Raw genomic sequence first — 12921 nt, forward strand, 5'->3', positions numbered from 1 at the left:
TCTTAAAGGAGCTCTAAATTCAGGTGCTGAGCAGCAAAATCGAGCGCTTCTATCGAATAGGGCGCATTTTGGGGTTTTACTAAGTGATTGCTGAGGCGAGGAATAAGCCCTAAAAAGGGTGCGGGAATGCGGGTTTTTAGGGTTGAGACATTTTCTTCCAGCATGCTCATTGGCGTATTCAATGTATTGGCAACCCATCCTGCAAGCTTGAGTTTGCGATTTGCAATTGCTTCGCAACTTAGGAGGGCATGATTAATGCAGCCTAAGCGCATCCCAACAACCAAGATCACAGGCAAATCAAAGTTGACAGCCAGATCGCCCATATTTTCTACAGCATTGATGGGTACTAAAAACCCACCAACACCTTCGACAACAACAGTTGAGAATATATTTTGTAATTGTTTAAAAGTACTCACAATGACTTTTGGATCAATCACGATATTTTGTGCAGATGCGCCAAGGTGCGGTGCAATTGGCGCATCTAAAATATAAGGACAGAGATCATTTGCAGACAGTTGGCGCTGAGTTTTAATTCCAGATGCAATTCTTAAGCTTTCCAAGTCTTCATTGAGACGGGACCCATTTTCTGATAAATAGGTACCAGCAACAACTGGCTTGAATCCAACGGAATTAATACCCATGGCATTGAGTTTCCACAGCAATGCTGCGCTCACAAGCGTTTTACCAACTTCAGTATCGGTGCCTGTAACGAAATAGCCCTTTGCAAGATTCATGGTTAAACACCCTCTACAAACATGCTGGACTCGATCTTTTGTAAGGTTTGAATGAGTTCTTTCACATCATCCACCGTATGATTTGCAGAAAAAGTAATTCGCAAACGGGCCTTACCCTCAGGGACGGTTGGGGGCCTAATGGCTGGTATCCAATATCCCGCTGTATCCAGCAATTTGGCTGCTTGTAGAGCATGCGCATTACTCCCGATGATGACGGGTTGAATAGCGCTCGATGAACATTCCTTCTGCCAGTTTGAGAACACCATTTCCTCATTCCAGAGCTTGATTAATTCATCTAAATGTTTGCGCCTTGTCTTACCCTCAATTCCTTCAATCAGATCAAGACTTTTGGAAACAGCATGCGCAATTGCTGGAGATGTTGCAGTGGTGTAGATGTATGGCCGTCCTTTTTGAATCAGCCATTCAATGAAAGAATCAGCAGCACAAATAAATGCGCCGCTGACACCAGCTGCTTTGCCAAGGGTGCCGACATAAATCAATCGTTCAGAGCGAAGATCAAAGTGCTCTAAGATGCCATGACCATTTTCGCCGAGTACACCAAAGCCGTGCGCATCGTCGACCATGAGCAATGCATCATGTTTTTTTGCTAGCTGCAGTAATAAGTGAAGTGGTGCGAGATCACCATCCATGCTGAAGACGCCATCGATCACGATCAGCTTTAAAGAGGCAGTATCTTTACTTAAGTCACTCTCAAGCGAAGCAAGATTAATATGATCAAAGATGGTGACAAGAGCTTGGTGTTGAGAGCTGGCTAAGCGAACGCCATCGATTAAAGATGCGTGATTGAGCGCTGCAGAATAGATATGAGCTTCACCCTTTTTTGCTAATCCAATGAGTCCGGTAATGGCTGTCAGATTTGCCATGTAGCCAGCACTAAAAAAGAGGGCGCGTGCATTTGGAATATGCGCACCCTGAAATCGAGCTAATTGATTTTCCAGTAATTCATGTGCGCGACTATGGCCACTAATGAGATGCGATGCACCGCTACCAACCCCATATTTTTGGGCGCCATCAGATAATGCTGTTACCAGTGCGGGATGATTGGCAAGCCCTAAGTAATCATTACTACAAAACGTTTTTAGCGCTCGGCCTCCCACAACAGCATCTACATCGCAGGCTTTTTCATTAATGCGAAGGCTACGTTTTAGGAGCCCCTCTTCCAGTCGAGTAATGGCTTGATTGACGAGTGTCAGTGCCTTAAACGAATTGCTCATTGCATAACCTGGTTCAGGGCGCGCTGTACTGCTTGACTCATATTTTGAGTTTCAGATTGAGTCAAAATATACGGAGGCATGACATAGATTGTGTTGCCGATCGGCCTAATTAATACTCCCTCTTGAAGGCTTGCTGCAAACATCTCTCGAGCGAAGCTATTGGGATTCTTCAGGGCCGAAGGTTTAACGTCAAAGGCCAGAATCATGCCTTGTTGGCGCCAATGTTCTAAACGTGGATCTACTTTGGCCCAACTAAAAGTATTTTTTAGATCTTGTGCTCGCCCAATATTTTTTTCCAAGACCTGGTCTGATTCAAAGATCGCAAGGGTAGCCAATGCAGCAGCGCAAGCTAGGGGGTTGCCGGTATATGAGTGGGAATGCAAAAATCCCTGAGCAGTTTGATCTTGGTAAAAGGCGCGGTAAATTTTCTCTGTTGTCATAGAAAGTGAAAGCGGTAAGTAACCCCCACTAATACCTTTAGACAATGTTAAAAAGTCAGGCCAAATACCAGCATGCTCACAAGCAAAAAATTTACCAGTCCGCCCACACCCCACTGCAATTTCATCGGCAATCAGATGAATCTCATATTGATCACATAAAGCCTTCACTCGAAGCAGATACTCTGGAGAGTGCATTGCCATTTGTCCTGCACATTGCACTAATGGCTCTATGATCAAGGCTGCAATATTGTGATGTTCTTTAGCAAGAATGGCTTCTAGAGCATCTGCAGCTCGAATTGCAACATCTGCACTGGACTCTCCCGATTTTGTTTTTCGACTATCTGGTGAGGGCGCAATAAAAACTGATTGCAAGAGTGAGCCATAGGCCTCACGAAAGAGAGCTACATCAGTTACTGCTAATGCACCCAGAGTTTCTCCGTGGTAGCTATTCTCGAGGCAAACAAATTTTTTCTTTTCAGTCTTCCCTTGAAGCTGCCAGTAGTGATGACTCATCTTTAAGGCAATCTCCACTGCAGAAGCGCCATCAGATGCATAAAACACATGACCCAGATGACCTTGGGTTAAAGCGCTGAGTTTTTCTGAAAGCTCAACCACTGGTGCATGGGTAAACCCAGCCAGCATCACATGCTCAATTTTTTCTAGCTGACTTGTAATGGCTTGGTTAATGCGAGAATTAGCATGGCCAAACAGATTGGTCCACCAGGAGCTGATGCTATCTAAAAATGGATTGCCTTTGTCGTCAAATAGCCAAGCACCCTCACCACGAGTAATGGCAATGAGTGGAAAAGACTCATGATGTTTCATCTGGGTGCAGGGGTGCCAAACTGCTGCCAAACTTCGGTTAACCCAGTTTTTTGAGTCTGGCAAATTCTGCTCGTCAATCAAATGCGTATTCATGATTGATATTTGACCACTAGTTTTCCCCAATTTAGGTCTCTATCTGTTATGTTTGAGGTTTGAATAGGTCATTTCCTGGAAATTCACCATGCTGGACTCGCAAACGATTGAAAAGCCGCTGAATTACATCAAATCGCCAGATCAGCGCATCAAGGAGTTGGATGTTGGGGCGACCTGGACCGTTGCCCAAATTGAGGCACTTTTTGCCCTCCCATTTAATGAGTTGATGTTTAAGGCACAGGAGACGCACCGCAGCAACTTCCCAGAGGGTGATGTGGAATTAGCTACCCTCCTGTCAATTAAGACTGGTGGTTGTCCTGAGGATTGTGGCTATTGCCCTCAAGCTGCGCGCTACCACACCGATATCAAAGCCAATAAGCTAATGGACTTGGACGAAGTCTTAGAAGCAGCTAAAGCAGCAAAAGCGGCAGGCTCCAATCGCTTTTGTATGGGCGCAGCCTGGCGTGAACCCAAGGACCGAGATATAGAAAAAGTGACTGCCATGATCAAGGGCGTGAAGGCGCTTGGTTTAGAGACCTGTGCAACCCTGGGTATGCTAGAAGCCAATCAGGCTAAGGCTTTGCAGGAAGCGGGCCTTGATTTTTATAACCACAATCTGGATACCAGCGAAGATTTTTATCGCTCTGTCATCACCACTAGAGACTACCAAGACCGCCTCGATACGCTAGATCATGTGCGCGCAGCTGGGATGTCAGTCTGTTGTGGTGGCATTGTGGGCATGGGTGAGTCACGCCAGCAAAGGGCCGCTTTTATTGCCCGCCTGGCCAACCTGAAGCCTTACCCAGAGTCTGTGCCGATTAACCATTTGGTGCCTGTTGCAGGCACACCTTTGGCCGACCAAGAACCTTTAGATCCTCTGGAGTTTGTTCGCACGATCGCAGTGGCTCGCATCACAATGCCTCGTGCCAGAGTGCGTTTATCCGCGGGTCGCCAGGAGCTGGGTAGAGCCGTTCAGGCAATGTGTTTTCAGGCTGGAGCAAACTCGATTTTCTATGGTGAGCAACTACTCACTACCGCTAATCCTGAGGCGGAACAAGACCTCGCTCTTTTGAAAGAGTTGGGTCTCAAGACCAAGTCGAGCTGCAAAGCCGAGGTTCAGGTCTAGGATTTGTACCCATGTTTTTGTCAGATCGCCTGATTATTGAGTTTGATACTGCCCTGAAATCGATTTCAGGCGGAGCCCATTCTCGACGCTCGATTCCGAAAAATGAAGTTGAGGGAAAAACCCCTTTAAGTGAAACAGAGCGTGCACATGCTGCAGGTTTAATGCGCGTCAATCACGTGGGTGAAGTTTGTGCCCAGGCACTCTACCAATCACAAAAATTATTAGCACGAGACCCTCAAATTCAAGAGATGCTCAAGCACTCTGCAGAAGAGGAGATGGATCATCTTGCTTGGTGTGAAACACGGTTAAAAGAGTTGGGCTCACATACAAGCTATCTCAATCCATTTTGGTATGCTGGATCCTTTGCAATTGGCTTGCTAGCTGGCTTAGCGGGTGATCAATGGAGTTTAGGTTTTGTTGCTGAAACCGAAAAACAGGTTGAGAATCACCTTCAAAGTCACTTAGCAACTTTGCCTGAAAATGATCAGCAGTCTCGTGCGATTGTCGAGCAAATGCGCCTTGATGAAATCGAGCACGGCAAAGAGGCGATGGAGGCTGGTGGAGTGGTTTTGCCCCCGACAGTTCAGAAGCTAATGGAAGCAAGTTCTAAGCTGATGACGAGCAGTGCTTACAAAATCTAAATCACACGTTTTTTGAATATCGAAAAGTAAATATACTGTGATTAAAAACAGTGTATTTGTGTCATATTTAGCTCTATAGCTAAGACCTACTATTAAGTATATTAGCCAAGTTATTGTTTAAAAGAGAGATTTTATTCTCAGTATTTTATGAACAGACAACGCTAAGTGTTTGTAAACACTAGAGAATTTCCTAAAAAAACCCCTTAAAACACTTGACCCTCGGTATTTGATCCTCTAAAGTGGGAGGAAGTGTGAAAAAGTGGGGTAAATCGTGTTTCAAGGTGCTTCAGCTCTCAATTTAGATGCAAAAGGTCGCATGTCTGTGCCGGCCAAGCATCGTGACGCCTTGTTGGTTCAGGGCGAAGGTAGAGTGACCCTAACTAAACACCCCGATGGCTGCTTGCTGTTATTCCCCAGGCCTGAGTGGGAAACCTTTCGTACCCGCGTTGCTCAGTTGCCGATGGATGCGCATTGGTGGCGCAGAATATTTTTAGGGAGTGCTGCAGATGTTGAGTTAGACAGTGCAGGCAGAATTTTGGTCAGTCCAGAGTTGCGTTCAGCTGCAGGCATTGAAAAAGAAGTGATGCTTCTCGGAATGGGAAGCCACCTCGAATTGTGGGATGCGGCAAGCTATGCCGCAAAAGAGCAGGCTGCCATTGCACAAGGCATGCCTGAGGCACTCAAGCAATTTAATTTTTAATGATTGAGTGCCATGAACCATACACATCGCCCAGTACTTCTGGCCGAGGCGGTGACCGCTTTAATCGATGGGCCACTGCTTCAAGATCAAACCAAAAAGATTGTCATCATCGATGGGACGTTTGGGCGAGGCGGGCATTCACAGCGGTTACTGAGCAAGTTGAATACAAATGCACGTTTGATGGCATTCGACAAAGACTTGGATGCCATTGCAGTAGCAAAAGCAATCAAGGATCCACGGTTTTCCATCATTCACAGCAGCTTTGCACAGATGGATCAGTACGCCGAACCAGCATCGATCGATGGAATTTTGTTGGATCTTGGAATCAGCTCACCTCAAGTAGACGAAGCGCATCGTGGATTTTCATTTCGACGGGATGGACCGCTCGATATGCGAATGAATACGGATCATGGAATCACAGCAGCGGAGTGGTTAGAGCAGGCGCCTCAGGAGGAAATCAGTAAAGTGATTAAGACCTACGGAGAAGAGCGCTTCGCATCACAAATTGCCAAAGCTATTGTTGCTAAGCGTGAGGAAGGCTTGTCTCCTAAAACGACCTTACAGTTAGCAAATTTGGTGGCTAGCGTGGTTCGCACTCGCGAGCCAGGTCAAGATCCTGCTACACGTACTTTTCAGGCATTGAGGATTTTTATTAATCGGGAATTAGAAGACCTTGAGTTGGGTCTTAAAGCTGCCTTAAGTTTGCTTAAGCCAGGCGCACGCTTAGCCGTCATTAGTTTTCATTCTCTTGAAGATCGCATCGTCAAACAATTCTTGCAAGCGCATGCTAAAGTGGAAGTGCCTCGCGGTTTACCTGTGCGGGAAAAAGATTTGCCACAAAGCGCTCTTGAAATCATCGCTCGAATTCGTCCAAGCGAGGAAGAGCTTAAAGAAAACCCTCGTGCACGCTCGGCCATTATGCGAGTGGCAGAAAAAAGAATGGGAGCGTTAGCATGAACCGCGCAACCTTTACTTTGCTCGCTCTGCTATTGATTTGTGCTTTGTCGCTCGTAGCTGCACAACAGCGGGCGCGTAAATTATTTGTTGCCATTGAGCAAGTGCAAAACGAAGAGCGTCGATTAAATCAAGATTGGCTACGCTTGGAATATGAGCAGCGTAACCTTTCAAAATCTTCACGTATTCGTGACACTGCTCGCAATCAATTGCACATGTCACCCATCTCTCCTGAACGTACTTTGTACATTAAGGAGAGCAAATGAGACCAGTTGGTTTTTCGACTACCCCGAATTTAGTGTTGCGTCTGCCAATGTGGCGGTCGCGCTTGATGTTATTCATGTTGTTCTTTGTTTTCATGCTACTTTTATTAAGAGCATTCTGGATTCAAGGTCCGGGCAATGCTTTTTATGAAGCAAAAGCAGTACGAGGAACTCAGCGCGAGCTTGAATTACCAGCAAGTCGCGGCAAGATTTTGGATCGCAATGGCAATGTCATCGCAACCAGTCTTGAGGCGAAATCCGTGATTGCTTATAACGATACCGTGCCTGATGATTTATCGTCAGAAAAGATTCGTCAGCTGGCAAACCTCTTGCAAATGAATGAATCAGATTTGCGTAAAAAACTCAGAGAAGAGCGCAAGCAAGTTTTCTTGAAGCGACAGGTTGATCCTGCAGTAGCTCAGCAAATTAAACAATTAGAAATACCGGGTATTGGGCTAAACAATGAGTACCGTCGCTTTTACCCAGAGGGTGAAGCGATGGCTCACGTTGTAGGCTTCACCAATGTGGAAGACCGCGGCCAAGAAGGCATGGAGCTCTCACATGAAAAAGAGCTGGCTGCTCGTCCTGGGCAACGGCGCGTTGTGGTCGATCGTTTAGGTCGAGTTGTTGAGGATGTTGCTATTGAGCAAGAACCACAAAATGGAAAAGATTTACAGTTGTCCATTGATAGCAAGATTCAATATCTTGCCTATAACGCCGTCAAGAGTGCGGTTGAGCAGCATCATGCTAAAGCAGGTGGGGCAGTCGTTTTAGATACTCAAACTGGGGAGATCTTGGCTTTAGCGAATTACCCAAGCTATAACCCGAATGATCGTCGTAATTTGACAGGCGAGCAACTTCGCAATCGCGTGCTCACCGATACTTTTGAGCCTGGCTCAACGATAAAACCTTTCACAATTTCAACGGCATTAGAGAAGGGTGCTATCACTCCCAATACCAATATGGTTATCGGTGCGAGTTATTTGATTGGCCCTAAACCGATTACGGATACCCATCCCTATGGAAATCTAACGGTCTCACAAGTGATCCAAAAATCAAGCAATATTGGAACGGCCAAAATTGCGATGAATAATCTCTCGCCTGAAGAGATGTGGAATATGTATACAGCCGTTGGTTTTGGCCAGGCCCCCAAGATTGGTTTTCCTGGTTCCGTATCTGGAACATTGCATCCCTATCAAAAATGGGTTCCATCCGATCAGGCGCGCATTGCATTTGGTTATGGAATCTCTGCATCGCTATTTCAGGTTGCACGCGCTTACACCATTTTTGCGCGTGACGGAGAGCTAGTTCCTTTGACGATACAGCGCAGCTCAGAAGTTAAGCCAGGTGTAAGAGTGATTTCTGCCAAAACTGCGATTGAGATGCGCAGCATGCTCGAGACAGTAACTGAACCAGGTGGTACAGCCGTCAAAGCTCAAGCAGATGGTTATCGGGTTGGTGGCAAAACTGGTACAGCACATAAGTTGGTTGGTAAAGGTTATGGTAATTCTTATCGTGCTTATTTTGCCGGCATTGCACCGATCAGTTCGCCACGAATTGTCGTGGCCGTGATGGTTGATGAGCCCACTGGCGGTAGTCACTATGGTGGTGATGTTGCGGCCCCTGTGTTCTCAACCATTGTGAGTGAGACTTTGAGAACCTTGAATGTCTTACCCGATGCCAATATTAAGCAAATGGTATCTGATGATGTAAAGCCTCCTGTTGAGAATCAGGCAACAGGACTAAAAGCTCAACAAGTGGTTTTGAAAAGATGAGGGTGGCAGTGCATATTGAACCCAATCACTTGATTGAGCATTTACAAAAAATGGTAGCTCCCGCCGCCAAGATTAAAAGCGATAGTCGACAAATCAAATTAGGCGATATCTTTTTTGCCTATCCCGTTGGTCATGGCAAGGCACTTCGTGATGGTCGACTATATATCGCTGCGGCTCTTGAGGGTGGTGCTAAAGCAGTGGTTTATGACCCGACTGACATGGATGATCAGTTTGAAGATTACCCACAATGCTTTGCAGTTCAGAATCTAGCAAAATATGCAGGAGTTGTCAGTGCGCAGTGGTATGGCAACCCCAGTCTCGATCTCAATGTAGTTGGGGTTACTGGCACCAATGGGAAGACGAGTATTACCCAGTGGATTGCTCAGGCTCTAGATACTCCCACTCAGCGTGCAGCTGTGATTGGCACACTAGGAGCGGGGCTGTCGGGTTCCTTAATTCAGACGGGGTATACGACCCCAGATGCGCCAACATTGCAGACGCAGTTAAGTAGCTTGCGTGATCAAGGTGCCAAACAATTGGCCATTGAAGTCTCTTCTCATGCTTTAGATCAAGAGCGTATTGCCGGACTCAATATAAATTGCGCAGTATTTAGCAATTTGAGTCAAGATCATTTGGACTATCACGCCAATATGGGAGAGTATGCCCAGGCAAAAGCCAAATTATTTACGCAGCCCGGCTTAAAAAATGTTGTTCTGAACATGGATGATCCTTTTGGAAGAGAGCTTGCAATGCAAGCACTCACTAGGAATACCGTTAATGTTTGGGGCTACGGATTAGATCAAAGCACCTTTCAGGGTTTTGAAAAATTTGGCGACCGTTTGCAGCGGGTACACGCTAAAGACTTGGTCATGAATAGCAATGGCTATGACGCCGTATTTGTTTATGAAGGTCATGGCTCACAAGCGCTCCATATTCCTGTGATCGGAGAATTTAATGTCAGCAATTGTTTGGCAGTCTTTGCTGTTTTACTCAGCCAAGGTTTGGGTATTGCAGAAGCTAGCAAGCGAATTAGTAAATTAAAACCCGTCATAGGTCGTATGGAGTTAGTTCAGCTCAATAAAGCTGGGCCATTGGTGATCGTTGATTACGCTCATACCCCAGATGCCTTAGAAAAAGTGCTCAATACCTTGCGCCCCATTGCGGATCAACGTCAGGGTAAGCTCTGGTGCGTCTTTGGTTGTGGCGGCGATCGTGATATCAACAAGCGTCCACAGATGGGACGAGTGGTAGAGCAATTTTCTGATGAAGTAATCATCACCAGCGATAACCCCAGATCAGAAGATCCTCATGCAATTATTGACATGATTCGCTCTGGAATGGGAGCGTCAGTAAGTAAAGCGCAAATTATTATCGATCGGGCTGCTGCCATTATGTCGGCTGTGCGTCATGCAAAAGAAGCGGATGTTGTGCTAGTGGCGGGTAAGGGGCATGAGTCGACCCAGGAAATTAACGGTAAGAAATTTGACTTCTCTGATCAAGAGCACATTCTTTTAGCGGCAGGAGGGGTGATCTGATGCACGCGATGACCAATCTTGCAGAAATTCATCAAATGCTACCCGGTAGCGAATTACTGAATATTACTCTTGAGAAATCTCATGAAGTCAGTGTTTCTGGGATCAGTAGTGATACCAGAAAAATACAGCCAGGCGAATTTTTTATTGCCTTAAGTGGTGAGCATTTTGATGCACATCAGTTTTTAGGAGAGATTGCAAAATCTGCTGCCAGTGCTGCCATGATTAGCAATCCAAGTCAGTGCCCAGAGAATTTAGCGGCGGTATGTGTCACAGACACTCGAGAAGGTCTTGGTCAACTGGCTAAAGCATGGAGAGCAAAGCATCCCATTCCTCTTGCACTAGTTGCTGGCAGTAATGGTAAGACCACCGTTAAAGAAATGATTGCTGCAATATTTAGAAGTGCTGTGGGTGAGCCCGCAACCTTAGTAACCCAAGGTAATCTCAATAATGACATTGGATTGCCATTAACCCTACTACGCCTGCGTTCATCTGATCATCTGGCGGTGATTGAGTTGGGCATGAATCATCCTGGTGAAACTGCTGAGTTAGCAGCGATTGCCCAAGCAAATATTGCACTGATTAATAATGCACAACGAGAGCACCAAGAGTTTATGGCCAGTGTTGCCGCCGTAGCTCAAGAGCACTCTGACGTATTAAAAGCATTGCCATTGAATGGTGTAGCGGTCTTTCCAGCCGATTCTGAATTCAGTTCCTTATGGAAAAAAGTAGCAGGTGCCCGCAAGGTGATTGATTTTGCACTTTCTGCTCCAGCTGCAGTTTCGGGAGTTTTGTTGGGCAATGGGCATTTACAAATCAACACAGACAATGGATCCATTGAAGTTCAATTGAAAACTCTGGGTCTACACAATGCTAGCAATGCCCTTGCTGCAGCAGCAGTAGCTTTAGCAGCCAATCTCAGTCTAGAAAATATTCAAAACGGTTTAGAAGCCTTCTCCCCAGTGAGTGGTCGGATGCAGTCCAGTCAATTGAATGCACAGTTCACCTTAATTGACGATAGTTATAACGCGAATCCAGATTCTGTTCGTGCAGCCATCGATGCTTTAAAGCAAACGAGCGGAGCTAGTTGGCTAGTGTTGGGCGATATGGGTGAAGTGGGAGAGCAAGGCCCTGCATTTCATCATGAGGTAGGGGTCTACGCTGCACAGCAAGGCATTGATCAATTATTTGCGATTGGAGAGCAGTCTCAATTAGCAGTTCAGGGTTTCAATGAGAGTAAACAAAAGCACCAGCTGGATTCGCGTGCTAAGCACTTTGCAGAGTTAGACAATTTACAAGCAGATCTGACTCTCGCATTAAAAACAAAATGCACTGAGACTGCAGAAAAAATTCATATTTTGGTTAAAGGTTCCCGGTTTATGCGTATGGAGCGAGTCGTAAAAGCCTTGCAAGAGGAGGCCAATACATGTTCTTAATCTTGGCGCAATGGTTACAAGACGATCTGGGTTTCTTGCGGGTCTTTAACTACATTACTTTCCGCGCTGTGATGGCTACGTTAACAGCCCTATTAATTGGTTTGATTTCGGGCCCTTGGGTGATTCGCAAATTAACAGCGTTAAAAATGGGTCAATCTGTTCGAAGCGACGGACCACAAAGCCACTTGGTGAAGACCGGGACACCCACGATGGGTGGAGTCCTCATTTTGTTGGGAATTTTTATCTCCTGTATTTTGTGGGCAGATTTAACGAACCGCTTTATCTGGATCGTGATGATTGTGACTTTTGGATTTGGTGTAGTGGGCTGGGTTGATGATTACCGTAAGGTTGCACGTAAAGATCCCAAGGGAATGAGTTCAAGAGAAAAATTCTTTTGGCAGACCCTGATTGGATTATTTGCAGCAATCTATCTGGCATTCTCAGTTTCAGAAATCAACAATCTCAAAGTCCTGCAATTGTTTCTAGACTGGCTCCGTAGCGGGTTTGCGCTAGATCTTCCAGCGAAGACAAACTTGTTATTGCCATTCATGAAAGAGGTGAGCTATCCCTTGGGCATGATGGGCTTCATTATCTTGAGTTATTTTGTGATCGTAGGTAGCAGTAATGCCGTCAATCTCACGGATGGTCTCGATGGGTTAGTGATCATGCCGGTGATCTTAGTTGGTGCTGCCCTGGGCGCATTTGCCTATGTCATGGGTAATGCAATCTATGCAAAATATTTGCTTTTTCCATACATACCTGGCGCTGGCGAGTTAATGATCTTTTGTGGCGCAATGGGTGGCGCGGGATTGGCATTCCTTTGGTACAACACTCATCCTGCACAAGTCTTCATGGGAGATGTTGGTGCGCTTGCCCTGGGCGGTGCTCTAGGAACTATTGCTGTAATTGTCCGTCAGGAGATTGTTCTTTTCGTCATGGGCGGAATTTTTGTTGCAGAAACATTCTCAGTGATGCTCCAAGTATTTTGGTTCAAGTACACCAAAAAAAGATATGGTGAAGGTCGGCGTATTTTTCGGATGGCGCCACTACATCATCACTTTGAGTTGGGCGGCTGGAAAGAAACGCAAGTGGTAGTGCGTTTTTGGATTATCACCATCCTGTTGGTGTTAGTTGGCTTATCAAGCCTGAAATTACGGTAAGCCGAGA

Annotated in this window: 12 protein-coding genes; 9 read left to right on the forward strand and 3 right to left on the reverse strand. The window is 45.9% G+C overall.

Features of this window, described 5'->3' with window-relative positions; genetic code table 11:
* Positions 1-2: 2 nt before the first annotated feature.
* From bioD to bioA, 3 genes are read right to left on the reverse strand one after another with little or no spacing between them, the layout of a single operon-like run.
* Positions 3-734 carry a dethiobiotin synthase gene (bioD, locus tag AOC06_RS00810; RefSeq protein WP_215380446.1) on the reverse strand — a complete coding sequence of 244 codons (732 nt, stop codon included), beginning with the start codon at positions 732-734 and terminating at the stop codon, positions 3-5.
* Positions 735-736: 2 nt separating this feature from the next.
* Positions 737-1969, reverse strand: coding sequence for an 8-amino-7-oxononanoate synthase (locus AOC06_RS00815; RefSeq protein ID WP_215380449.1), 1233 nt, complete (start codon positions 1967-1969; stop codon positions 737-739).
* Complete coding sequence (gene bioA, locus AOC06_RS00820; protein ID WP_215380451.1) at positions 1966-3327, reverse strand: adenosylmethionine--8-amino-7-oxononanoate transaminase; 1362 nt, start codon at positions 3325-3327, stop codon at positions 1966-1968. Before bioA ends, AOC06_RS00815 begins: the two co-directional genes overlap by 4 nt.
* A gap of 88 nt (positions 3328-3415) precedes the next feature.
* Here bioA and bioB point away from each other — a divergent pair, with 88 nt between their 5' ends.
* From bioB to mraY, 9 genes are all read left to right on the forward strand, one after another.
* Positions 3416-4453 carry a biotin synthase BioB gene (gene bioB / locus AOC06_RS00825; RefSeq protein ID WP_215380453.1) on the forward strand — a complete coding sequence of 346 codons (1038 nt, stop codon included), beginning with the start codon at positions 3416-3418 and terminating at the stop codon, positions 4451-4453.
* Positions 4454-4464: 11 nt separating this feature from the next.
* A complete protein-coding gene (gene coq7 / locus AOC06_RS00830) occupies positions 4465-5094 on the forward strand; it encodes a 2-polyprenyl-3-methyl-6-methoxy-1,4-benzoquinone monooxygenase (protein WP_215380454.1) in 630 nt (209 codons plus the stop codon).
* A gap of 271 nt (positions 5095-5365) precedes the next feature.
* Positions 5366-5794, forward strand: coding sequence for a division/cell wall cluster transcriptional repressor MraZ (mraZ, locus tag AOC06_RS00835; RefSeq protein WP_215380455.1), 429 nt, complete (start codon positions 5366-5368; stop codon positions 5792-5794).
* Positions 5795-5806: 12 nt separating this feature from the next.
* Positions 5807-6751: a 16S rRNA (cytosine(1402)-N(4))-methyltransferase RsmH gene (gene rsmH / locus AOC06_RS00840; protein ID WP_215380457.1), complete on the forward strand. Its 945-nt coding sequence runs from the start codon at positions 5807-5809 to the stop codon at positions 6749-6751.
* Positions 6748-7014 (forward strand): cell division protein FtsL, encoded by a 267-nt coding sequence (gene ftsL / locus AOC06_RS00845; RefSeq protein WP_215336830.1) that lies wholly within the window; start codon positions 6748-6750, stop codon positions 7012-7014. The genes rsmH and ftsL overlap by 4 nt, the downstream gene beginning before the upstream one ends.
* A complete protein-coding gene (locus tag AOC06_RS00850) occupies positions 7011-8786 on the forward strand; it encodes a peptidoglycan D,D-transpeptidase FtsI family protein (RefSeq protein ID WP_215380458.1) in 1776 nt (591 codons plus the stop codon). The genes ftsL and AOC06_RS00850 overlap by 4 nt, the downstream gene beginning before the upstream one ends.
* 8 nt (positions 8787-8794) lie before the next feature.
* Positions 8795-10321: a UDP-N-acetylmuramoyl-L-alanyl-D-glutamate--2,6-diaminopimelate ligase gene (locus tag AOC06_RS00855; protein WP_255879976.1), complete on the forward strand. Its 1527-nt coding sequence runs from the start codon at positions 8795-8797 to the stop codon at positions 10319-10321.
* Entirely contained in the window at positions 10321-11754 is a 1434-nt protein-coding gene (locus AOC06_RS00860) for a UDP-N-acetylmuramoyl-tripeptide--D-alanyl-D-alanine ligase (protein ID WP_215380464.1), read from the forward strand. The genes AOC06_RS00855 and AOC06_RS00860 overlap by 1 nt, the downstream gene beginning before the upstream one ends.
* Positions 11745-12914 carry a phospho-N-acetylmuramoyl-pentapeptide-transferase gene (mraY, locus tag AOC06_RS00865; protein ID WP_215336838.1) on the forward strand — a complete coding sequence of 390 codons (1170 nt, stop codon included), beginning with the start codon at positions 11745-11747 and terminating at the stop codon, positions 12912-12914. The genes AOC06_RS00860 and mraY overlap by 10 nt, the downstream gene beginning before the upstream one ends.
* The last annotated feature ends 7 nt before the right edge of the window (positions 12915-12921 follow it).

The organism is Polynucleobacter paludilacus (assembly GCF_018687595.1).
Taxonomy (GTDB): Bacteria; Pseudomonadota; Gammaproteobacteria; order Burkholderiales; family Burkholderiaceae; genus Polynucleobacter; species Polynucleobacter paludilacus.